The 21,400-nt window shown below is 67.0% G+C and carries 23 protein-coding genes; 12 read left to right on the top strand and 11 right to left on the bottom strand.

Annotated elements, in window-relative coordinates:
* Window positions 1-41 precede the first annotated feature (41 nt).
* A complete protein-coding gene (locus ACVOMC_RS06695; protein ID WP_481523344.1) occupies window positions 42-869 on the top strand; it encodes a DUF5694 domain-containing protein in 828 nt (275 codons plus the stop codon).
* Between the two features lie 594 nt (window positions 870-1,463).
* Here ACVOMC_RS06695 and ACVOMC_RS06700 read toward each other — a convergent pair.
* Complete coding sequence (locus ACVOMC_RS06700) at window positions 1,464-2,246, bottom strand: hypothetical protein (protein ID WP_481523345.1); 783 nt, start codon at window positions 2,244-2,246, stop codon at window positions 1,464-1,466.
* Between the two features lie 182 nt (window positions 2,247-2,428).
* Window positions 2,429-2,677 (bottom strand): hypothetical protein, encoded by a 249-nt coding sequence (locus tag ACVOMC_RS06705; protein WP_481523346.1) that lies wholly within the window; start codon window positions 2,675-2,677, stop codon window positions 2,429-2,431.
* A gap of 390 nt (window positions 2,678-3,067) precedes the next feature.
* Between ACVOMC_RS06705 and ACVOMC_RS06710 the strand changes: the two genes are divergently transcribed.
* The 3 genes from ACVOMC_RS06710 to ACVOMC_RS06720 all read left to right on the top strand — a co-directional run bounded on the left by ACVOMC_RS06710 (window position 3,068) and on the right by ACVOMC_RS06720 (window position 5,486).
* Window positions 3,068-3,952, top strand: coding sequence for an acyltransferase (locus ACVOMC_RS06710; protein WP_481523347.1), 885 nt, complete (start codon window positions 3,068-3,070; stop codon window positions 3,950-3,952).
* A 249-nt stretch (window positions 3,953-4,201) separates the two neighbouring features.
* Window positions 4,202-5,125 carry a peptidoglycan recognition protein family protein gene (locus ACVOMC_RS06715; protein WP_481523348.1) on the top strand — a complete coding sequence of 308 codons (924 nt, stop codon included), beginning with the start codon at window positions 4,202-4,204 and terminating at the stop codon, window positions 5,123-5,125.
* Between the two features lie 10 nt (window positions 5,126-5,135).
* On the top strand, window positions 5,136-5,486 hold the full coding sequence (locus tag ACVOMC_RS06720; RefSeq protein ID WP_057506143.1) for a hypothetical protein: 351 nt from the start codon (window positions 5,136-5,138) through the stop codon (window positions 5,484-5,486).
* A 79-nt stretch (window positions 5,487-5,565) separates the two neighbouring features.
* Here the strand turns inward: ACVOMC_RS06720 and ACVOMC_RS06725 are convergent, their stop codons facing one another.
* Complete coding sequence (locus ACVOMC_RS06725; RefSeq protein WP_481523349.1) at window positions 5,566-5,937, bottom strand: glycine zipper 2TM domain-containing protein; 372 nt, start codon at window positions 5,935-5,937, stop codon at window positions 5,566-5,568.
* Window positions 5,938-6,120: 183 nt separating this feature from the next.
* On the opposite strand from ACVOMC_RS06725, the gene ACVOMC_RS06730 reads away from it, so the two are divergent.
* Window positions 6,121-7,044, top strand: coding sequence for a M14 family metallopeptidase (locus tag ACVOMC_RS06730; protein ID WP_481523350.1), 924 nt, complete (start codon window positions 6,121-6,123; stop codon window positions 7,042-7,044).
* Between the two features lie 93 nt (window positions 7,045-7,137).
* Here ACVOMC_RS06730 and ACVOMC_RS06735 read toward each other — a convergent pair whose 3' ends face one another.
* On the bottom strand, window positions 7,138-8,043 hold the full coding sequence (locus ACVOMC_RS06735) for a LysR family transcriptional regulator ArgP (RefSeq protein ID WP_057506141.1): 906 nt from the start codon (window positions 8,041-8,043) through the stop codon (window positions 7,138-7,140).
* Window positions 8,044-8,179: 136 nt separating this feature from the next.
* On the opposite strand from ACVOMC_RS06735, the gene ACVOMC_RS06740 reads away from it, so the two are divergent.
* The gene (locus ACVOMC_RS06740) at window positions 8,180-8,815 is read left to right on the top strand and encodes a LysE/ArgO family amino acid transporter (RefSeq protein ID WP_481523351.1); all 636 of its coding nucleotides are present in this window, start codon (window positions 8,180-8,182) and stop codon (window positions 8,813-8,815) included.
* Window positions 8,816-8,857: 42 nt separating this feature from the next.
* Here ACVOMC_RS06740 and ACVOMC_RS06745 read toward each other — a convergent pair whose 3' ends face one another.
* A complete protein-coding gene (locus tag ACVOMC_RS06745; protein ID WP_481523352.1) occupies window positions 8,858-9,652 on the bottom strand; it encodes a carboxylesterase family protein in 795 nt (264 codons plus the stop codon).
* 125 nt (window positions 9,653-9,777) lie between these two features.
* Between ACVOMC_RS06745 and ACVOMC_RS06750 the strand changes: the two genes are divergently transcribed.
* The 3 genes from ACVOMC_RS06750 to ACVOMC_RS06760 all read left to right on the top strand — a co-directional run bounded on the left by ACVOMC_RS06750 (window position 9,778) and on the right by ACVOMC_RS06760 (window position 12,550).
* Complete coding sequence (locus tag ACVOMC_RS06750; RefSeq protein WP_481523353.1) at window positions 9,778-10,986, top strand: MFS transporter; 1,209 nt, start codon at window positions 9,778-9,780, stop codon at window positions 10,984-10,986.
* A gap of 69 nt (window positions 10,987-11,055) precedes the next feature.
* Complete coding sequence (locus tag ACVOMC_RS06755; protein ID WP_481523354.1) at window positions 11,056-11,343, top strand: hypothetical protein; 288 nt, start codon at window positions 11,056-11,058, stop codon at window positions 11,341-11,343.
* A 136-nt stretch (window positions 11,344-11,479) separates the two neighbouring features.
* The gene (locus ACVOMC_RS06760) at window positions 11,480-12,550 is read left to right on the top strand and encodes an HDOD domain-containing protein (protein WP_481523570.1); all 1,071 of its coding nucleotides are present in this window, start codon (window positions 11,480-11,482) and stop codon (window positions 12,548-12,550) included.
* On the opposite strand, the gene ACVOMC_RS06765 is transcribed toward ACVOMC_RS06760, so the two are convergent.
* Entirely contained in the window at window positions 12,547-14,124 is a 1,578-nt protein-coding gene (locus tag ACVOMC_RS06765) for a phospholipase D family protein (RefSeq protein WP_481523355.1), read from the bottom strand. The two genes, ACVOMC_RS06760 and ACVOMC_RS06765, sit on opposite strands and share 4 nt — an antisense overlap.
* 123 nt (window positions 14,125-14,247) lie before the next feature.
* Between ACVOMC_RS06765 and sstT the strand changes: the two genes are divergently transcribed.
* Window positions 14,248-15,456 carry a serine/threonine transporter SstT gene (sstT, locus tag ACVOMC_RS06770; RefSeq protein ID WP_481523356.1) on the top strand — a complete coding sequence of 403 codons (1,209 nt, stop codon included), beginning with the start codon at window positions 14,248-14,250 and terminating at the stop codon, window positions 15,454-15,456.
* Window positions 15,457-15,614: 158 nt separating this feature from the next.
* On the opposite strand, the gene ACVOMC_RS06775 is transcribed toward sstT, so the two are convergent.
* Both ACVOMC_RS06775 and ACVOMC_RS06780 read right to left on the bottom strand, forming a co-directional pair.
* Window positions 15,615-16,325 (bottom strand): rRNA pseudouridine synthase, encoded by a 711-nt coding sequence (locus ACVOMC_RS06775; protein ID WP_057506136.1) that lies wholly within the window; start codon window positions 16,323-16,325, stop codon window positions 15,615-15,617.
* 66 nt (window positions 16,326-16,391) lie between these two features.
* Window positions 16,392-16,889 (bottom strand): M48 metallopeptidase family protein, encoded by a 498-nt coding sequence (locus tag ACVOMC_RS06780; protein ID WP_481523357.1) that lies wholly within the window; start codon window positions 16,887-16,889, stop codon window positions 16,392-16,394.
* A 72-nt stretch (window positions 16,890-16,961) separates the two neighbouring features.
* Here ACVOMC_RS06780 and ACVOMC_RS06785 point away from each other — a divergent pair, with 72 nt between their 5' ends.
* Together ACVOMC_RS06785 and ACVOMC_RS06790 are read left to right on the top strand one after the other, a co-directional pair.
* Window positions 16,962-17,516 (top strand): DUF2058 domain-containing protein, encoded by a 555-nt coding sequence (locus ACVOMC_RS06785; protein WP_481523358.1) that lies wholly within the window; start codon window positions 16,962-16,964, stop codon window positions 17,514-17,516.
* 82 nt (window positions 17,517-17,598) lie between these two features.
* Window positions 17,599-17,862 (top strand): DksA/TraR family C4-type zinc finger protein, encoded by a 264-nt coding sequence (locus tag ACVOMC_RS06790; RefSeq protein WP_481523359.1) that lies wholly within the window; start codon window positions 17,599-17,601, stop codon window positions 17,860-17,862.
* 18 nt (window positions 17,863-17,880) lie between these two features.
* Here ACVOMC_RS06790 and ACVOMC_RS06795 read toward each other — a convergent pair whose 3' ends face one another.
* The 3 genes from ACVOMC_RS06795 to ACVOMC_RS06805 form a co-directional block, all read right to left on the bottom strand.
* Complete coding sequence (locus ACVOMC_RS06795; protein WP_481523360.1) at window positions 17,881-19,137, bottom strand: sugar transporter; 1,257 nt, start codon at window positions 19,135-19,137, stop codon at window positions 17,881-17,883.
* Window positions 19,138-19,272: 135 nt separating this feature from the next.
* Window positions 19,273-19,854, bottom strand: coding sequence for a mechanosensitive ion channel family protein (locus ACVOMC_RS06800; RefSeq protein ID WP_057506133.1), 582 nt, complete (start codon window positions 19,852-19,854; stop codon window positions 19,273-19,275).
* Window positions 19,855-19,987: 133 nt separating this feature from the next.
* Entirely contained in the window at window positions 19,988-21,346 is a 1,359-nt protein-coding gene (locus ACVOMC_RS06805) for an Hsp70 family protein (RefSeq protein ID WP_481523361.1), read from the bottom strand.
* Window positions 21,347-21,400: the final 54 nt, after the last annotated feature.

The following is a 21,400-nucleotide window of genomic DNA, read 5'->3' on the forward strand; positions in this document are numbered from 1 at the left end:
TGCCCGACTCGATGGCCGTAGATACAACCTGGGGGTAAGAGATGAGTTTCAACCGATGGCAGCGTGCTGCGCTGCTGATGTGTGTGATGGCATCGCCTGTGCTGGCGGGCGCGGCCGAGGGCACGCCGGCGCCGGCGCCGGCCAAGGTGCTGATGCTGGGGGCTTTCCACTTCGCCAATCCGGGCTTGGATATGGTCAAGTCCGGCGTCATCGACGTGATGACCCCGGCCAACCAGGACTATCTGGACGGGCTGGCCACGCGGCTGGCGGCCTTCGCGCCCACCGATGTGCTGGTGGAGTGCGAGCCGTCGGCGCAGCCCCGGCTGGATGCGGAGTTTGACGGTTACCGGAAAGGCACCTTCGCGCTGAAGTCCAACGAGACCTACCAGATCGGATTCCGCGTGGCCAAGGCGGCTGGGTTGGACGGGGTCACCTGCTTTGACGAAGGGCAGGTGGGCTGGGAGTCCGAGCCGATGTTCAATTACATCAAGGCACACGATCCGGCGCTGCAGGCGGCAATGGAGGCGACGTTCAAGGCCTTGTCCGCGCGCAGCGGGCGCGAGCAGTCCACGTTGTCACTGCCGCAATTGCTGCAGCTGAGCAACGATGCGGCGCGTGATCGCGAGAACAAGGATCTGTATATCCGCACCAATGCGGTGGATGCCGGCGGCGGCTTTGCCGGCGCCGATGCCTCGGCCAGCTGGTGGCACCGCAACTTCCGCATGTATGCAAACGTGCAGAAGGCGGCCGCGCCGGGCCATCGGGTGCTGGTGATCGCCGGCTCCGGGCATACGGCGATCCTCAAGGACCTGCTGGCCATCGACAGCCAGCGGCAGGCCGAGGAGGTGAGCGGGTACCTGACGCCGTGATACCGGCGGGACAGTGCCGGATTCATTGGCCGGGCGAGCAGGGTGCCGGTCCGCGCCGGGATGGTGCATGGCTGGCACGAATGCGGTGTGGCCGCCGGCGCAGTCGCGGTAGCGCCGGGGCGGCGCCTGTCCTGTTCAACAGGGACGTCGAGCAGACGGTGTTGCCAGAGAGCGGTCCGTGCCGCCGGGGTGTGTGGTGCGGGCGTCGTTTGCGCGCCCGTCGCCGCGACGGACAACGTCACGGCGACACCGCTTGCCTTACTTGGCTTTCTTTTCCCGCTTCTCGGCCTTCTTTTCCTTCATCGTCTTGGCCGGTTTCTTCTTCTGGTCCTTCTTCTGGTCCATACCCTTGCTCATCATTTTCTCCTGGAGGTCGGGGGCGCCGTCCGGCAGCAGCCGTCGGCGGCGCAACAAGCGCACGCCAGCATAGCCGGTTGAGCGCCCCTGAAAATGGACTCACGCAGGAACCGGCGGCTTTTCCGGCAACGCCCCGATAAAACCCGGCGGGCGGTTGCCTCGACCTGCACCGGAATTGAAAAAGCCCCGCATGGCGGGGCTTCTTTTTTCAGCGGGCGATCCGGCGCGTGCCGGTGCTCAGATGTCCTGGTAGGAGGTGGCGGCGGCGATCACGCTGCGCAGGCGTTCGATTTCCGCGCTGGGGTCTTCGGGCAGGTAGTGGCGGTCGCCGAAGTCCTGCACGCTGGTGGCCAGCGGTTCGAGCACCACCCGGGTGCGTTTTGCATTGCGGATTTCCAGCGTGGTCCAGGTCTCGTCGCCGCGCACAAAGCCGATGGCGAACTCGCGCTTGTGCCGGCCGCCCGGGACCAGGCCCCCCCGGTCGCGGTAGTTGTCGGTCAGGGTGGTGGTCACTACCGGCGTTTCGGCGTCGTCCAGATACAGCGCGGCGTTCCACTCCAACGCGCTGATAGGCAGCGGGCTGTTGTTCTCGATGGTGGCGCTGATCTTCGGTGCCAGACCGAAGAAGTCCTTCTCGATCCGGAAGGCGGTCTGCACGGCGGTGACCTGCGCCAGTTGCGCACGCATCTGTGCGGCCTGCAGGGCCTGCGGCTCCAGCGCGGCGATCCGCGCCGGATAGGTTTCCAGCACCTGCGCCACTTCACCGCGGATGATCTGACGCGGACTGTTGCCGGGGTAGCGGCTGTGCAGGCGGTCCAGATCCAGATCCGACACGGCCCAGTTGAAGCCCTGCTGCTCGTGTTCGCTCATCTTGGCAAAGACCGGGTTGAGCGAGGCGAAGTACGGATCGGCGCCGTTGCCGGTCACCAGGGCGGTATCCATCGGGCCACCACAGGCGGCAAGGACCAGCATCAGTGGCACAGCCGCGAGCAGGCGCAGGCGGGAGAGGGAAAACGGCATCACAGGGCTCCTGGTGGAAACGGCGGTCACATCGACGACGAAGCAGGGATATCGGCCGCAGCGGCGTGTGCTTGAGGCCGGTCGTCTGTTGCGCGGGTTGCCGTCCACCAACGAAGAAGGCCACGCAATGCGGGGCCTTCCGGAGACGGGGCGCGAGGATGCCGCGCCCTGTGCTGGCGGCGTTACGCCTTGGCCGCCTCGGGGGCGGCGGCCTTCTTGCGCTCGGTGTTGCCCTTGGAGCGGAAGGCGGTGACGTTCACGCGCATCGGCGTGTTGCCCAGCACCTCGACCTTGCCACCTTGCTTGCGGAATGCGGCCAGGTCCGAGGCGATGCTTTCGCTGGTGATATCGAAGCTCATGCTCTTGCTGGCACTGGCCTGCTTCAACTTCGAGGACGTGCTGCTGCGGGGGGTTGTAGCCTTGCGGGGCATCGGATTTCCTTCTGTCGATTCGCCGTTGGCAGGCGCATTGCCGCCCGGCGGAACGGCAACGCTGCCGCTGACGGCGTCGTTGCCACGATCGTGACTTCCCGTGGAGGTGGCGCGGAATGAGCGCCGGTACGCCCCCGGTAGTGGGGTGCGCGAAGGAGGGCGGGGAAGCGCGGACATCCTGCACAACCGTCGCTGAACTTGATGTTATTTCGCCGGAATCCGCAAAAGCCGATGTGATAGGGCAGCGGTGCGTCTGCTGCCGCGGGCCGGGCGCCGTTGCCGGGCCTCAAGCGCCCGCCCGCGTCTACCCCTTTGGTCGGGCAGGGTAACGGTGGCGGTTTTGCTACCCTGTGGCACTTTCCTGATTTTCGGGGTTGCCCCGGTGCTCTTATGAAGTGGCTGCGCGTTGCTCCCATCCTGTTGCTGATCACCCTCAATACGCTGGCCCATTGCCTGCCGCTGTTCGTGGTGGCGCTGGTCAAGGCGGTACTGCCGTTCGAGCGGGTGCGGCTGGCCTGCAATCCGTTGCTGACCGGTCTGGCCGAGAGCTGGGTGGCGGTCAACAGCGCGATGCTGGCGCTGTTCACCCGCACCCGTTTCAGCGTGGAAGGCCAGGCCGACCTGCAGCGTGACGGGCACTACCTGGTGCTGGCCAACCACCAGAGCTGGGTGGACATCGTGGTACTGCAGAAGGTGTTCAACCGTCGCATTCCGCTGCTGCGCTTTTTCCTGAAGCGTTCGCTGTTCTGGGTGCCGGTGCTGGGCCTGGCCTGGTGGGCGCTGGATTTCCCGTTCATGGGCCGCTACACGCGCAAGCAGATCGTCAGGAACCCCGAGCTGGGCCGTCGCGATATGGAAGTCACCCGCAAGGCCTGCGAGAAGTTCCAGAGCATTCCGGTGGCGGTGATGAACTTCGTCGAGGGCACGCGTTTCACCGCTGAAAAGCACGCCGCGCAGTCCTCGCCGTTCCAGCACCTGCTCAAGCCCAAGTCCGGCGGGGTGGCCTTCGTGCTCGATGCGATGGGCAAGGGGCTGAACGCGCTGCTGGATGTGACCATCGTCTATCCCAAGGGCATCCCGTCGATGATGGATCTGATGAGCAACCGGGTTCCGGAGATCAAGGTGCTGATCCGCCAGCATCCGATTCCGGCCGAGTTGATCGGCGGCAACTACCAGGACGACCGCACCTTCCGCGCGCAGTTCCAGCAATGGATGAACGGCCTGTGGCTGCAGAAGGATGCCGACATCAGCGCGCTGCTGGCCGGCAGGAACTGAGCATCGTAGAGAGTTAAAGCAAAGGCCCCGACAGGGGCCTTTGTTGTATGCGGTGCTGGCTGTTCAAGGGCGGTGCTGTGCCGTCACACCATTGCGTATCCGTGATGGGCTTTGGAAAAGCCATACGGTGCGATGAGTCGCGGGCAGCGCATCACTGGAAGTGTGATGACAGTCCTGTTCGATTAACCCGTCATTGACGGTGAGGTTGCTACATCTCCGCCTGCAGGGGCCATCAGGGATGGAGGCAGCATGGAAAGAGCGACAGATCCGGCGGTGCAGACGACTCCGATGTCGTTACGGGAGCAATTGCAGGGGGCCGTCTCCGGGCTTGAGCTTGGCACGGTGGTGGAGCAGCGCTTGCTCGAAGCGCTGCATGCCGAAGTGAAGCGAAATCCGGTAATGGCGCGCGTGGATCAGGTGCTGCTCAATGAAGATCGCGTGTTCGCGATATACCGCCCCCATGGTGAGCAACCGCCGGTCCATCACGTGAATGTGCCGTTGCGGGTGATGCAGCAGACAAGCGCCACAGGGCCGGTGGTGGGAGCCGACGGTTACCTCACCGATCAGGCGGTCACCCGGCATGAAGTGCCGGGACTGGGGCGTTCGTCCATGGGCGAGCCTGTTGCGCTGGTGATGCATCGGACCGATTCGGCAAGTGCCGCGAGCGCTTTGAAGAGCTTTGCCAGCGGCCGCGATGGGGTCCAGTACGGCACCCACTTCCTGATCGACAAGGACGGGACGATCTACCAGACCGCGTCCCTTGGCCAAAAGACCCTGCATGTGGGCAAGATCAAATCCCGCTGCGTGGAGGAGGGAACCTGTTCGGTGGAGGAATCCCGGCTGGCGGAAAAGCGCGGCTTCAATCCGACGGCGACCCACAATCATGAAAAAGCCAAGCAGTACCCGCAGCGCTATCCCCTCAATGAAGACAGTGTCGGAATCGAGGTGGTGGCGCGACATGTCGATGGCAGTTGGGAGGCCCCTACCGCGGCCCAGACCGTCGCAATCAACCGTCTGGTTGGAATTCTTCAACAGCAGTACGGATTGGGAGAACAGGACGTCTATGCGCACGATGTCGTTTCATACAAGACCCTCGGGGAGGGGGCTGGCCTGTATCAGCCTGCTGCTGTTGTCGACAATGAGCGGGTGCAGCAAGGGGGACCCTCGCGCTGAGCAGGAGCGCATGGATCTGCCGCAGGTGCTGAGTATCCAGGGTGCCCGCCTGGCGGACGAACCGGCAGCTGGCGGCGTCCAGTTGCCCAGGGCGTGCAGCGAATGGAGGCTGGATGCCGATGCGGCCGGCCGGTTCTTCGCGCTTGCCACCGAGTACCCGCAGATGCCGACGCAAGGGTTCTATCAGCTGCCCTGCAGCATCGAAGGCGTGGTGCAGGCCGATGGCAAGCGTTGGGATTTCAGTATCAATGCCGCCGGAACTGCGGTGTGGAAAAGTGGCGATGTCACCCGCTATTTCGGCTGCAGCACGGCGGCCTGCGCACCGCTGGTACTGCTGATGCCCGACAACGGTGAGCCCTGAGCGCAGCGGCTGTGGCAGTGGCTTCCCTTCGATAACAAAGGCCCCGACAGGGGCCTTTGTTGTTTGCGGGGACGGAAGATCAGCGATAGACCCGTTCGCAGCGGGTTTGGACCACGCGCTGGCCGTTGCGCTCCTGGTTGCGGCCCTGCACGTTGCGGCCGACCAGGCCGCCGGCCACTGCGCCGCCGACAGTGGCGAGCTCGCGGCCATTGCCCTTGCCGACCTGGTTGCCGAGCAGGCCACCGATCACCGCGCCGGTGGCGGTGCCGGCGACGCGGTTCTGGTCGCGTGCGTTGTTGGCCACTTCCACGTCGTGGCAGACCACACGGCTGCCATCGTCGAAGCGGCGGCCTTCATCGCGCGGGCCATAGGTCTGTGCGTGCGCGCCACTGGCGACCAGCATGCCCGCAGCGAGCAGGGTCGCTGCCAGCGGGAAGGAAACAATGCGCATAAGAGGCTCCTTGGCGTATTGGAAACAGCGTGTTGCAGCCTGCCTGTGCAGGCCGAAACGGAAAATGAAACGGCGCGATCGCGGTTGCGTTGCGGTTCATGCAAACGCCCATGCCCGGCATGAACCGGCGCGTGGCTTGGGTGTAGAGTTCGGCCCTGTCTTCGACCTTTGACGAGTGTGTGTATGAATACCGCTGCCGCTTTCTATCCCGTGGGCACGCCCGGCCAGCCGTGGGGCGCGCCCGAACGGGCGCAGTGGCTGGCGCGGCAGACCGTGCAGCGCAGCTACGCCGCGGAAGTGGTGAGCAAGATCGACGCGCTGCGCGAGCGCTTTGATGTGTCGCAGTACGGGGAGCTGGACTATCCGTCCGGTCGCTATCCGCTGTTTGCGATCCGCAGCCGCAACTGGGACGAGACGTTGCCGGTGATGCTGGTGACCGGGGGTGTGCACGGCTATGAGACCAGCGGCGTGCAGGGCGCACTGCAGTTCGTGGACCAGCATGCGGCCGACTACGCCGGTCGCTGCAATCTGCTCATCGCGCCGTGCGTGAGCCCGTGGGGTTATGAGCGCATCCAGCGCTGGAACGCGATGGCACTGGATCCGAACCGCTCGTTCGTGCCCGACAGCCCGGCGCAGGAATCGGCCGCACTGATGGCGCTGGTGGCTCCGCTGCAGGGCCGCTTCCTGGTGCATATCGATCTGCATGAGACCACCGACAGCGACGAATCCGAATTCCGTCCGGCGCTGGCCGCGCGCGACGGCAAGCCGTTCGAGCCGGATGAGATTCCCGATGGTTTCTATCTTTGCGCCGATTCGCTCAACCCGCAGCCGGCATTCCAGCAGGCGGTCAACGCCGAAGTGGCCAAGGTGACGCATATCGCCCCGGCCGATGCGCAAGGGCAGATCATCGGTTCGCCGGTGGTGGCGCCGGGCGTCATCGAGTATCCGCTCAAGGCGCTGGGACTGTGCGCCAGCATCACCGATGCCCGCTACACCACCACCACCGAGGTCTACCCGGACAGCCCCAAGGCCACGCCGCAGCAATGCGATCTGGCACAGGTGGCGGCAGTGCGCGGCGCACTGGACTACGCGCTGGCCCATCGCTGAGTGCGGGGGGCGCGACGCGGAGCCGGCCCATCCGGGTGACCCGGGTGGGCTTTCTGCTGCATTGCAGGCTTGCCGGTGAGGGCGCGCAAGGCGTTACCTGCGCTTGCGCACCAGCATCGCCGAAGCCTGCAGGATGGCGCGGGTCAGCAGCGCCATCGAGTTCACCTCGCCCTTCCAGTGCTGCCAGTACAGCGGCACGTCCTCCCATGCGCGGGCTTTGACGTAGACCAGCCGGCCGCTTTCCAGATGGCGGCGCACCAGTGGCAGCGGGTTCATGGTCCAGCCCAGTCCGCCGAGGTTGGCATGGACGAAGGCGCGGGTGGAGGGAATCCACCAGGTGGGCGCATCGAGCGGGTGGTCGACGCCGGCCAGACGCCGGGCGTAGCGGGCCTGCATGTCGTCCTTGCGGTTGAACACCAGCACTGGCGCCTGCGCCAGCGACTGCGCGTTCACGCCCTTGGCGAAATGGCGGGCGTGGAATTCCGGGGTGCAGGTGGCGGCGTAGCGGATGCTGCCCAGCGCGTGGATCTGGCAGCCCTGCACCGGTTCGGACAGGGTGGTCACCGCGCCGAGCACCGCGCCCTGGCGGAGCAGGGCCACGGTGTGGTCCTGGTCTTCGGTGTGCAGATCCAGCGTGGTGGAGGTGTGCTGCGAGAAGGTCTGCACCGCCTCGGGGAACCAGGTTTCCATGCTGTCGTGGTTGACCGCCACGGCGATGCTGGCGCGCGGCAGTTCGTTGTCGGAGATGCCGATGCGCTCGAAGGCATCGCGTTCGAGCAGGGCGGTCTGCTCGGCCAGCTGCACCAGGATCTGTCCTTCGGCGGTGGCCACGGTCGGGCTGGAGCGCTTGACCAGCAGCTTGCCGACCCGGTCCTCCAGCGCCTTGATCCGCTGCGATACCGCCGAGGCGGTGACATTGAGCGACAGCGCGGCGCGCTCGAAACTGCCTTCGCGGATCACCGCGGCCAAGGCCCGCAGCTGGGCGTGATCGATGCGCATCGATTAAGTTCCGCTAAAGATGGTTAACGAAGTTTAGCTCCACTTTTTGATGCTGCATTGCGACAATTGCGTCGTTCAGTCGTGGCGGTGATTCCCCCCGCTGCGGCGCTCCCCCTCGCAACAAGGCAGTTTCCCCATGTTTTCGGTTATCTCCACCCAGGCTGCCGGCAGCGCCTGGCTCAGTGGCGCCGGTATCGGTATCGGTCTGTTTGCCATCGTCGGCGCGCAGAGCGCCTTCATCCTGCGCCAGGGCATCATGCGTCAGCACGTGGTCCCGATCATCGCCACCTGCTTCGCCATCGACGCCAGTTTCATCTTCGCCAGCGTCGCCGGGCTGCGCACGCTCACCGCCCAGCTGCCGTGGCTGACCACGGTCCTGCTGTGGGGCGGCGTGGCGTTCCTGGCTTGGTATGCGCTGCAATCGGCACGCCGCGCGCTCAGCGGGGGCGGCGGCATGCAGCTGGACGATGACGCCGAGCAGTCGCTGCGCACCGCGCTGATGGCGGCGGCGGGTTTTTCGATCATCAATCCGCACTTCTGGTTGGACATGATGGTCATCGGCTCGATCGCCGACAATTTCGGCAACAACCGCATGGCCTTCGCCGCCGGTGTGGTGACCGCCAGCGCGGCCTGGCTGACCATGCAGGGACTGGGCGCGCGCCTGCTGGCGCCGCTGTTCACCAAGCCCTCCACCTGGCGCGTGCTTGACGGCACGATCGCGGTGATCCTGAGCGTGCTGGCGCTGACCCTGGCGATCCGCGGCGTCGGCTGAGCCGCGCATCGCGCCGGTGAGCCGGCACGGCGCGCGCGCCGCTCAGGGACGCCGCTGCTGGAACAGCCACGCCCACATCGCCGGATCGCGGTAGGTCGGATCCCAGGCGTTGTGGCCGACACCGGGCAGTTCGGTGTAGCGCAGGTCGGCGCCGACCCGCTGTGCGGCCTGCGCGATCAGGCGCGCATCGGTCGGTGGCACCACGGTGTCATCGGCGCCGTGGAACATCCACACCGGTACCCCGCGCAGCCGTGTGGCCACGGCGGTGTAGGGATCGGTCTCATCGGCCACCTGATCCACCCGCAGTGTGGTGCGTCCGATGCGCGGGGCGGTGATCGCCGCACACACCGGCACCAGCGCGGCGAAGCGCTGGGGCTGCATCAAGGCCAGTTCCCAGGTGCCGTAGCCGCCCATCGACATGCCGGTGAGATAGGTGCGCTGCGGATCGGCGTGGAACTCGGTACTGGCCGCATCCAGCGCGGCCAGCGCCATGCGCGCGTTGCGGCCCAGCCACTCCTCGTCCTTGGGCACCTGCGGCAGTACCACCAGCGCCGGGAAGCTGTCGGCGTTCTTTTCCAGCCACGGGCCGAGCCCTGCCAGCAACTGGCGGCGGCCATCGTCGCCGCGCTCGCCCGAGCCATGCAGGAACAGCACGACCGGTGTACCGGACGGATCCTGGCGGGCCGGAACGAAGACCTGGTAGCGGAACAGGCGGCCTTCGAACGACAGCTCGCGCGCTTCGAAATGACCGCGGCCGGCGGCCGCCGTACTCGTGCGCGCAAGGGTGCAGGCGGTAGACATCAGCAGCATCGACAGCACGATCAGCAGGCGGGTCATGGGCGGCTCCAGCAGCGCGGTGGCGGCCAGCTTAAGCGCAGCGGCGGTGCGCCGTCATCGTTTCGGGCAGCCCGCGCAGGGCGTTCGGCGGCAGGTCATGCGCCGCTGGCTAGACTGGCTGCAATATGACCGAGCTCAAACCTGTCCTGTGGACGCCGGGTTTCCTGCTGGCGTGCCTGGCCAACTTCCTGATGGGCCTGTCGTTCTACGTGTTGATGCCGACGTTGCCGTTCCACCTGGTGGAGCAGCTGCAGATCGGTGAAGCGACGGTGGGCGGCATTCTTTCCAGCTATGTGATCGCCGCGCTGCTGGTGCGGCCGTTTTCCGGCTTCATCGTCGACCGTTTCAATGCCAAACATGCCTACCTGGCGGCGCTGGCCGGGTATGTGCTGCTCACGTCCGGCTATCTGCTGGCGCATACCGTCCTGGCCTTCGTGATCGTGCGGCTGGGCATCGGCGTGACCTTCGCGGTGCTCAGCACGGCGGCGGCGACCCAGGCGATCGACATCATTCCCTCGGTGCGCCGCGGGGAGGGCATCGGCTTTTTCGGTCTGATGAGCAGTCTGGCGATGGCGCTGGGGCCGATGGTGGGGCTGTGGCTGATGGACCACTATCCGTTCGAGCTGATCTTCAAGGTGTCCATCGGCGCCGGTATTGGCGGATTGCTGGTGGCCACCCGCGTGCGTTCGTCACACAAGCAGCGCCGGGGCACGGCAACGGTGCTGTCGCTGGACCGGTTCCTGCTGGTGCGCGGTCTGCCGCTGGCGTTGAATCTGGCGGTGATCGGGCTGGGCTACGGCATGCTGCTGGCGTTCGCGGCGATCTATGGCAAGCAGCTGGGCGCGGCCAACACCGGGATCTTCTTCACCCTGATGGCGGTGGGAATGATGGTTTCGCGTGCGTTCTCCGGGCGGCTGATCGATGGCGGCAACGTGGTGCGGGCCACCCATGGCGGCACCGCCGCGATTGTGGCCGGGCTGGGGATGATGGCCATGGCGCCGGGGCCGGGGCTGTATTACGCCGCCGGCGTGCTGGTCGGCTTCGGCTTTGGCGTGGTCTATCCGGCCTACCAGACGATGATGGTCAATCTGGGCGGGCATGCGCAGCGCGGTACCGCGGTGGCCACCTATTTCTCGGCGCTGGATGTCGGTATCGGACTGGGCATGGTGGTGGCCGGGTTGATTGCCTCGCAGGTCGGCCTGGCCAGCGCGTTCGCCACCGGTGCGGTGCTGACCATCGGTGCGGGGCTGACATTCGCGCTGGTGCTGGTGCGCCGCGTTGCTCCCACCGCCGCCACGCAAACACCGGTAACGACGGGCGCCAGCGAGCGTTGATGTGCCAGAATCGCCGGCGCCGGAAGCGGCGTATGGAAGCGCGGTATCTACACATCACAGGGGAAAACAATGAAAAAGCTTTTTGGCGTGGCACTGCTGTGCCTGTTGTCTGCATGTAGCCAGGGTTTGAACGGCACCTATGGCGATCAGATGGGGATCACCCGTTATGCCTTCCAGTCCAATGGCGAGGTGACGGTTGAAGCCATGGGCGTGTCACAGAAGATGAGCTATGAACGCGACGGCCAGTCGCTGAAAGTGCAGTTGCCGCAGGGCAATGCCCAATTGAACTTCACCATCAAGGAAGACGGTTCGCTGGAAGGCCCGATGGGGATCGTCCTGGAAAAGGTCGAAGAGTAAGCAACACCGCGTCACGCCGGCCCTGTCCGGGGCCGGTTGCCTGGGCGCCGGGCGTTGTTCGGCGCTCTGCTCAACTCGCTGCCGCCACGGCCGATAGGGATGGTGGGGTTCTGCACGGATGGCGCATACGTTGAACATGGTGATTCTGGCGGCCATCGCGGCTGCATTGGCAGTGGTTCTGATCGCGCGTCTGGCCGGAGGCCGGAAGCCGCCTGCGCGCTGGTCGTCGCGGCCACCTTCCGACACCGGCCCGCAGGCGTCATTGCCGCAGGTGCAACCCATTGCACTGAGCGCATTGCGCCAGCAGTTCCATGTGCTGGCACTGGGCCTGCCCGCGCTGCCCGCGCTGCCCGAGGAAACGCCGGGGCCGGAACATCAGGCCCTGCTCACCGAGGTCAGCACCACGCTGGGACGGGCGGACCTGTCGCCGCGCTACACGCCGCGCCGTCCCCAACTGCTGCCCCAGCTGATCCAGAGCGTCAATGACAGCACCGCTTCGGCACGTTCGATCAGCCGCATTATCGGTAGTGATCCGGTGCTGGCGGTCAATCTGCTGCGGATCGCCAACAGCCCGCTGTACCGCTTCCAGCGCCGCGAGGTGCAGAGCATCGAGCGGGCGGTGACGCTGGTGGGCAACGACGGCATCCGCCAGATCATCTCGGCGGCACTGATCCAGCCGGTGATGAATCCCTCCGACCGCGACGGCGGCCGCTTCTCGCGGCTGTTGTGGGATCACACCCTGCGCATGTCGCTGGCCGCGGCCGACCATGCCCGCAGCATGGAGCGCGAGGACGGCTTCGCCGCGCAGCTGGCCGCGTTGCTGCGCGGGCTGAGTGTGGCGATGGTGGTGCAGGCCACCGCCGATGCCTACGCGCGGCGGCCGTTGCTGCAACCCTCGGCGGTGGTGCTGCTGCAGCTGATCGAGCGCTGTGCGGCCGAAACCGCCGCGCGCATCGCCCGGCACTGGGAGCTGGCGCCGGCCATCGTGCAGGCGCTGCAGGACAGCGACGGCGCCGGCAGTGGGTTGGGGCGCTCGCTGCAGCTGGGGGAGCTGGCCGCCTCGCTGTCGATGCTGTGCAATGCCGGGGCGCTGCCGGCCGACGAGGCCGAGGCGCAACTGGCGCTGCAGCTGCCGGCGCATGTGGCCGGCTGGCTGTGGAAGCGGGTCAGTGCCGATGCCGCCGAGGGCGCCGACAGCGCGGCCTAGAGCTGCGATTCCAGCGGCAGCCAGCTGATCAGGCGGGCGGTGGCCCGTTGCAGCAGCGAGGCGTCCGGTTCGGTGGTCAGCACCTCCGGCGGCGAGGACGCCCATTCCAGCCAGCGCAGGTCGTGCTGGCGATCCAGATAGACCCAGTAGCTCAAGGCCGGGCTGGCCAGACGCAGGTATTCGCTGCGCAGGCGCGCGGCCAGCACCGGATCGTCGAACACCGCGCCCATCTCGGTGTTGAGATAGGCCGAGCGCGGGTCCAAGTTGAACGAGCCGACAAAGCCGCGCCGGTCATCGACCACGAACGCCTTGGTGTGCAGGCTGGCGCCGGAGCTGCCGAAGGTGGACGCTTTGTGGCGGTCCTGGGCCTTGAGTTCGTACAGGCGCACGCCGCCGGCCAGCAGCGGTTTGCGGTAGCGCATGTAGCCGCTGTGCACGGCGGCGACATCGTTGGCGGCCAGCGAATTGGTGACGATGCCGACCTGTACGCCGTGGGCGACCTGCGCGGTCAGCCCGGCGGTGCCGGCCTCGCCGGGGACGAAATACGGGGAAATCAGCAGCGCCTTGTGCCGCGCGCTGGCCAGTTCGCCGGTCAGCCGGGTGACCAGCCAGTCGCTGCGGTCGGCGCCGCGCAGCTTCTGCGGTGGATCGGAGTGGATCTGCACGCCATCGGTCCAGTGCAGCCCCAGTTGTGCGCCCACGTAGGAATCGCTCAGGCGGGTGCGGACCCGCTGCAGATAGGGCCCGCTCTGGCGCTGGCCCGCTTCCTGCCCGGACTGGTTGATGAACCGGGCCAGGTCACGCTCGGATGTGCCGTGCAGGGCGGCGATCGGCACCACCGCCTTGCTGTTCCAGAAACTGTCGAAGATCGTGCTGGCCTGAGCGGCTACGGGACCTGCCAGCAGCAGGTCCAGATCGCGGAAGTTCACATCGGGCTTGGCGTTGAAATACTCCGCGCCGATGTTGCGGCCGCCGACGATGGCCACGCGGCCGTCGGCGATCCACGCCTTGTTGTGCATGCGGTGGTTGATGCTGAAGACCCGCTGCACCATTTCCACCAGCCGCCACAGGCCCTCCCGGTTGCGGAACGGGTTGTACAGGCGGATCTCGATATTGGGATGGGCATCGAGCGCCATCATCAGCGGGTCGAGCCCGACCGCGTTCATGTCATCGAGCAGCAGCCGTACCCGCACCCCGCGCTCGGCGGCGTCATAGACATCGCGCGCCAGCAGGTGGCCGACCATGTCGTCGTGCCACATGTAGTACTGCAGGTCCAGGCTGCGCCCGGCCTGGCGGGTGATGATGGAGCGGGCGGCAAAGGCTTCCAGGCCATCGCTCAGGAACACCGTGCCGCTCTGCCCGGGATGGGCGGCGAGCAGCGGTTGCAGCTGGCGGTCGAGCAGGGTCTGCGCCGGCTGGACCGGCAGTGCGCTCGACGGCGCACCGACCGCCTTGGGGGTGAGCCGGTCGCCCAGCAGCAGGCCGCTGATGACCAGCAGCACCAGGATGCCGAGCACATGGCCGGCCAGGCGCAGCAGGCGCCGGCGCAGCGGGCGGGGAGGCGGTGTGTGCATGGACACCATCCTAGCGGAGTTTACGGGGTTGCCGTCGCCGATCCTCCATCCATGACGTTAAGGGGATGCAGTGGCGGCCATCGCTGGGGGAGAATCGGCGTTTGCCCTGTGCCGAGTCCTGCGATGACCGACCGTTCCTCCTCCTTCCGCGCGCCCAGTCTGGTGGTGCAGATCGTCATCGGTCTGGCGGCCGGCATCGTGTTGTCGATGCTCTGGCCGGCCGGAGCGAAGGCGGTCGGGCTGCTGGGGACGGTGTTCATCTCCGCGTTGAAGGCGGTGGCGCCGATCCTGGTGCTGGTGCTGGTGGCCGCGTCCATCGCCAACCACCGCCAGGGCCAGAAGACCCATATCCGCATGATCCTGCTGCTGTATGTGATCGGCACCCTGATCGCGGCGCTGGTGGGGGTGGCAGCCAGCTTCCTGTTCCCCAGCACGTTGCAGCTCGCGGCCGCGGCCGACGCCGGGCTCAGCGCGCCCGGTGGCATCGGCGAGGTGCTCAAGACGCTGCTGATGCAGGTGGTCGACAACCCGGTGCATGCGCTGCTCAATGCCAACTACATCGGCCTGCTGGCTTGGGCGGTGGGCCTGGGGCTGGCCTTGCGCCAGGCCAGCGCCGCCACCCGCACGCTGCTGGGCGAGCTGGCTGACGCCATCACCTGGCTGGTGCGGATGGTGATCAAGCTGGCGCCGCTGGGCGTGTTCGGCATCGTCGCCTCGCTGCTGGCCGAGTCCGGGCTGGGCGCGCTGACCGACTACCTGCATCTGCTGGCCGTGCTGGTCGGCGCGATGCTGTTCATGGCCTTCATCGGCAACCCGCTGATCGTGGCGGTGGTGACCCGCCGCAATCCGTATCCGCTGGTGCTGCGCTGCCTGCGCGAGAGCGGCCTGACCGCGTTCTTCACCCGTTCCTCGGCGGCCAACATCCCGGTGAACATGGAGCTGTGCCGCAAGCTGGGGCTGCACGAGGAAACCTACTCGGTGGCGATCCCGCTGGGGGCGACGATCAACATGGCCGGCGCGGCGATCACCATCTCGGTGCTGACACTGGCCGCGGTGCATACACTGGGCATCGCCGTGGATCTTCCCACCGCGCTGCTGCTGAGCGTGCTGGCGGCGGTCGGTGCCTGCGGCGCGTCCGGGGTGCCGGGCGGCTCGCTGCTGCTGATTCCGCTGGCCTGCGGGCTGTTCGGCATTTCCAACGACGTGGCCATGCAGGTGGTGGCGGTGGGCTTCATCGTCGGCGTGGTGCAGGACTCGGCCGAAACCGCGTTGAACTCCTCCACCGACGTGGTGTTCGTGGCCGCGGCCGAACAGGCGCGCACGCGCCGCTGATGCGGCGATGCCGCGGGTGCGCCCGGTACCGGGCCGCGCGCCCTCTCATCGGGGGGATCGGTAGCCGGACGCCGGCGTTGCGACTGCCTTTCTGGTGGTGCCGGCGCGGCGGCTGCGATGCGGTTGCTGGGCCCGCCGCTGCTGCCGGCGACGCCGCCTCAGAAGCGTCGGGTCGCCGGGAGGTAGCGCCACTGGCCTTCGGGCATCTTGCTCAGGCCGATCTGGCCGATGCGCAGGCGGCGGATCTGTTCGGCCTTCAGCCCGACCTGGGCGCACATCCACGCCAGCTGGCCCGGTCGCACGTCCTTGATCGCAAGCCGCAGGCGCTGCTCGCTCTGCCAGCTTACCTTGCAGCCGGGCAGGCTGCGGTTCTGGTAGATCAGCCCCTGGGTCAGCTTGGGCATCGCCCACGGCGTCGGCTCGCCACTGACCTCCACCACGTATTCCTGTTCCAGGGTGTGCCCGGTTTCGAGCAGATGGCGGCGGATACGCCAGTCCTGGGTGAACACGACCAGGCCGCTGGCGGCGTCATCCAGCGGCATCAGTGCCTCCAGACGCAGGAAATGACGGCGCAGCGGGCGGATGCCCGAGTAATCGCCCTCGAAGTGGTTGGCCTCGGTCAGCAGCGCCGGCAGGTCGGCGCTGCTGGCGCCGGCCGGTTTGTTGAGCAGCAAGGTCGCCGGTTCGGCGGCCTCGGCACTGGCTTCGCTGGCCACGGTGACGGTTTCCCCGGTCACCATCGTCTGCGGGGTTTCCACCACCACACCATCGACGCTGACCCAGCCGCCTTCGATGTACTGCTGGGCCTGCGCGCGCGAGCACTGCAGCAGCGCGCAGACGCGCTTGTCGAGACGGATCGGGGTGGTCATGGCGGCGGGAAGATCAACGACGGCCGGCGAGTGTAGCGCCGCAGGCCCCTCGCCGCGATGGCCGGCTCAGGCGCTTTCGTGTTCCAGCGCGGTCAGATACAGGCGCAGATCGAACTCGAACTGGTGGTAATCCGGCTCCATGTGCAGGCACAGCTGGTAGAAGGCCTTGTTGTGGTCGGCTTCCTTCATGTGCGCCAGCTCATGCACCACGATCATCCGCAGGAACTCGGCCGGGGCGTCGCGGAACACGCTGGCGATGCGGATTTCGCGGCTGGCCTTGAGCTTGCCGCCATGGTTGCGGGAAATGGTGGTGTGGGTGCCCAGCGCGTGCTTGATCACCTGCAGCTTGCCGTCGTAGAGCACCTTGCCCAGCGGCTGCGACTGGCGCAGGTGGCGGTCTTTGAGCGCCTGCACGTAGTCATAGAGCTGGCGGTCGTTGCGCACGGCATGGGGTTGCGCATAGCGCTTGCGCACGGCCTCGGCGAGCTTGCCGGCGTCCAGCAGCTCGCGGGCGCGCTGTTGCAGGTGCTCGGGATAGCCGTTCAGGTACTTCAGGGGGAGCATGGGGGCATCGGCAGTACATGGGGCAGGCCGGTATCATGGCAGGCCACAGCAACAGAACCGCGAATCACGAAGATGGCAAAGGCGAATCCGCTGCAGGAACAGCTGCTCAAGGCCGGGCTGGTCAAGAAATCCCAGGTGTCGCAGGTCGCGCGCGAGCAGGTCAAGGCGCGGCATGGCAAAGGCCCGGCGGCCCCCACCGAAAGCCAGCGTGAGGCCGAACGCGCCCGCGCCGAAAAGGCCGAGGCCGATCGCCTGCTGGCGGCCGAGCGCAATGCCCAGCGCCGTGCCGAGGAGCTGCGCGCGCAGGCCCGGCAGATCATCACCGACCGCAAGCTGCCGCGCGCCGGCGAGCAGGAATACCGTTTCAACGACGGCACGCTGATCCGCACGCTGCTGGTCGATGATGCGCAGCGCAAGCAGCTGTCCGCGGGTGCGCTGGTGATCGTCCGTCATGCCGACGGTTTTGCGTTGCTGCCGCGGGTGGCGGCGGAGAAGGTGCGTGAACGCGCGGCCGAACTGATCGTGCTCGACCACGGCCAGAGCGCGGATACCCCGGTGTCCACCGGCAATGCCGAGGATGACGCCTATTACGCGCAGTTCCAGGTACCCGACGATTTGATGTGGTGAGTCGCCGCGGCGGCGTTGTCCCGTCGTTCAAGCAACTGCGCTAGGCTGCGGTCACGTCATTTCCACTTCGGAGCTGGCAACCATGGCCACCGGTTGGGCGGGCGATACCGCCGTTCAGGATCAGATCGACGCGACGGTCGAAGACGCGATCAAGCGCGCCCGCAGCCGCCTGCCCAGCGGCTCCGGGCTGGAGCATTGCGAAGAATGTGACGCGCCGATTCCCGAGGCGCGCCGCAAGGCCGTGCCCGGCGTGCGGTTGTGTATCGCCTGCCAGCAGGCGCGGGACGAGGACGAAGCGTTCAGTGGCTACAACCGCCGCGGCAGCAAGGACAGCCAGCTGCGGTAGCCGCTGCCGGCGCCGGCCTCAGTGCCGCCCGGAGCGCAGCTGGAAGCTGCCGCGCCAGCGCAGCAGCGCGAACAGGCACCACAGCCAGCCGGCGCTGGCGATCAGCCCGCCGACCAGACCGATGTGCTGCATGCCCAGATGCAGACTGACCTGGCTGCCGATCAACGCGCCGGCACCGATGCCGATGTTGAAGATGCCCGAAAACAGCGCCATCGCCACGTCGGTCGCATCCGAAGCCAGGTTCAGCACCTTGGACTGCATCGACAGCGCGAAGCTGATCATCGCCACACCCCAGATCGACACCAGCAGGTACAGCAGCCAGGCGTTGCCCAGGCCGGTACGCAGCAGCAACAGGCAGGCGGCAAGGGTGCCGATTGCGGCCAGCAGAAAGCCGCGTGGCCAGCGCGTGCCGAAGCGGGCGAACAGCACGCTGCCGACAAAGCCCATGCCGCCAAACAGCAGCAGCACCAGCGTGGTGACATGCGCATCGAAGCCGCCGATGGCCTGTACGAACGGCTCGATATAGCTGTAGCCGGTGAACTGCGCCGAGATCACCACCATCACCAGCACGTACAGCGAAACCAGCACCGGGCGTCGCAGCAGCAGCGGCAGGCTGCTGGCCGAGCCACTGTTCTGGCTGGGCAGGGCCGGCAGCAGGCGGGCCAGCACCAGCATCACCAGCAGCGCGACGCCACCGATGGCCAGGAAGGTGATGCGCCAGCCCAGCCATTCGCCGACGATGCGGCCCAGCGGAATACCCAGCACCATCGCCACCGAGGTGCCGGTGGCCAGCAGCCCCAGCGCCTGCGGACGCTTGCCTTCCGGTGCCACACGTACCGCCAGCGAGGCGGTGATCGACCAGAACACCGCATGCGCCAGGGCGATGCCGATACGGCTGGCCATCAGGACCGGGTAACTCCAGGCCACGCCGGAGAGCACGTGGCTGGCGATGAACAGCGCGAACACGCCCAGCAGCAGCCGGCGCCGGTCGAAGTTGCGGGTCAGCAGCATGCACGGCAGCGAGGTCAGTGCGACCACCCAGGCGTAGATCGTCAGCATCAGCCCGACCTGCTCGATCGGTTTGCCGAAGCTGCCGCCGATATCGCTCAGCAGCCCGACCGGGACGAATTCGCTGGTGTTGAACACAAACGCGGCCAGTGCCAGGGCAATGACGCTGAGCCAGCGCTGGCGGTCGCTGCGCGGGACGTGGAGCTGGGCAACGGCAAAAGCGTCGCCTGCCTGCGGGGCAGGGCAAGAGGAAACGGGGGAGGACATCGTTGACTGGAGCGGCGACCGGTGGGGACGGTCAGTGGCGGCAATTTTCGCACGGACGGGAGGCACGCGCGTGAACCGCGCCGGTGGTGGGCGACCGGTGCAGACAGAAAGGCCGGCAATTGCCGGCCTTTTTCATCAACCATCCCCCTGGATCGGTGCGGGCAAGGCGTCGGTGCCCCGCCAGCGGCGCAGACCCCGCTGGAAGAACAGGCTGTTGGGGATCTGCATCAGCGTGCCCTCGACCGGGCCGCCGATCTCGGACAGGGTGGTGTAGATCAGGTTGATGTCCGTGACCACCCCCTTCAGGCCGGGTTTTTCGCCGTTCTCCAGCAGTTCGATCTGGTCGCCCAGCCGGAACGGCCGGGTGGTGAAGATCAGGAACGTGCAGAAGATGTTGGACAGCACACTCCATGCGGCAAAGAACGCCACCGCGCCGACCGCGGCAAAACCGGTGAAGGCGGTCCACAGCACCGACGGGGCGACGCCGACCTGGTTGAGCAGGGCCAGCGCGGTGGCGGTCCAGATGACGAAGTTGGACAGTCGCCGGATCGCCAGCTCGATCGGCGCCGGCAAGGTGTAATGGCGGCCGAGGCGGGCCAGCAGGTGCCGGGTGAACAGACGAAACAGCCAGGCGACAAGCAGGATCAAGGCGATCATGAGCCCGGTGTTGATCGGTTCGAGCCACTGCTGCAGCGAGGGCGGGAGGTAGTGCTTCATCCGGGAAATCCTTGTGTTGCGTGACGCGCTGCCGTGGCTGCAACGCCACGGGAATACGTGATGCGATGAGGGCTGATTGTCGATGACCCCGGACCGGGCCGCCAGCACGGGACGCGGGTGCCGCGCTGTTCGCCTAGCGCAGGGTTGCCGCCAGCGCCAGCCCCTGCACGACACCGAACGAGGGGTCGCCGTGGACCACGGTCGCAGCCGGGAACGCCGCCGCAGCGGCGTGCTGGATGTAGCCGGCGCGTGACATGCCGCCGGTCAGGAACACCGCCGTCGGGTCGTGGCCGATGTCGGTGCGGACCTGCTGCAGCAGGGCGTCCAGTTCACCCAGATAGCCGCGCGCGGCGCTGGCCAGTTGCGGCGCATCGGTTTCCACGCTCAGCCCCGGTTCGATGAAATCCAGTGCGCTGGCATGGTGTGCCGCGCCACTGAGCGCGATCTTGCAGCGCTCCACCTCACGGTACAGGCGCGCGGTGTTACCGGTGTCCTGCAATGCCTGCAGGCGCGGGCCGTAGGGCGCCTCCACCGCGTCGTAGTTGTGCTGGCGGAAATCGCGCTGGCGGGTCATGTCCTGCACCATCGCCGCTTCGACGTAATGATGGGTGGGTACCCGGGTGATGCCGCGGCCGAATAGCGGCATGTAGCTGGCCAGGCTCAGCGCCAGATCGATATCGGTACCGCCGCGGGCGATACCCCAGGCGCGATGGATCCGCGGGGCGGCATCGCCGCCGACGCTGGCGTGGGCGATATCGGTGGTGCCGCCACCGACGTCCACGATCACCGCCTCATGCCGCTGCGCACTGACTGCGTGGTAGTGCATGGCCGCGGCGGCGGGTTCTTCGAGGAAATCGACCTCATCGAAGCCGGCCGCCAACGCAGCGCTGCGCAGGATCTCCAGCGCCTGGTCGTTGCCCGCCTCGCCGATCGAGCTGCGGAACTGCACCGGGCGGCCGAGCAGGGCGCTGCGCACATTCTGGCCGAGCTGCCGGGAGGCGGTCAGGCGGATGTGTTCGAGGATGTGGGTGGCGATGCCGGTGATGGTCTGCCGGGCGCGCGGATGCAGGTTGTAGCCGAGCATGGATTTGGGGCTCTGCACCAGATTGCCTTCGTTCTCCTCGAAGTAGGCTTCCAGCGCATCGTCGCCATAGAGCGCGTTCTGCAGCAGCGCGGTGGAGCTGCGCGGCTCGCGGATGCGTTCTTCCATCCACTGCCGGCGCACGACGCGGATCGCATCACTGCGCAGCTGCTCGAAACCGCGCTCGCGGCCGGCCGCGCGGGCATCGCGCCGGCCGGATTCGATCAGCTCATCGAGCTGCTGCTCCAGCTGGGGCGTCAGCTCGAAATCGTTGGGGTCGCGCATCACCTCGGGGAAATACACCGTGGTGCGGAACTGCTGGGCCTGGCCAAAGCTGACCTGCACGACCTTGCCGTCGATCAGCGCGGCGGCGGCGGAATTGCTGGTGCCGAAATCGATACCGAGTTTCATGAAGCGTGAAGGCTGGCGGACAAAACGGCCGCGCACTTTACTACGCGGCCGGCA

This window comes from Stenotrophomonas sp. STEN014 (assembly GCF_056760315.1).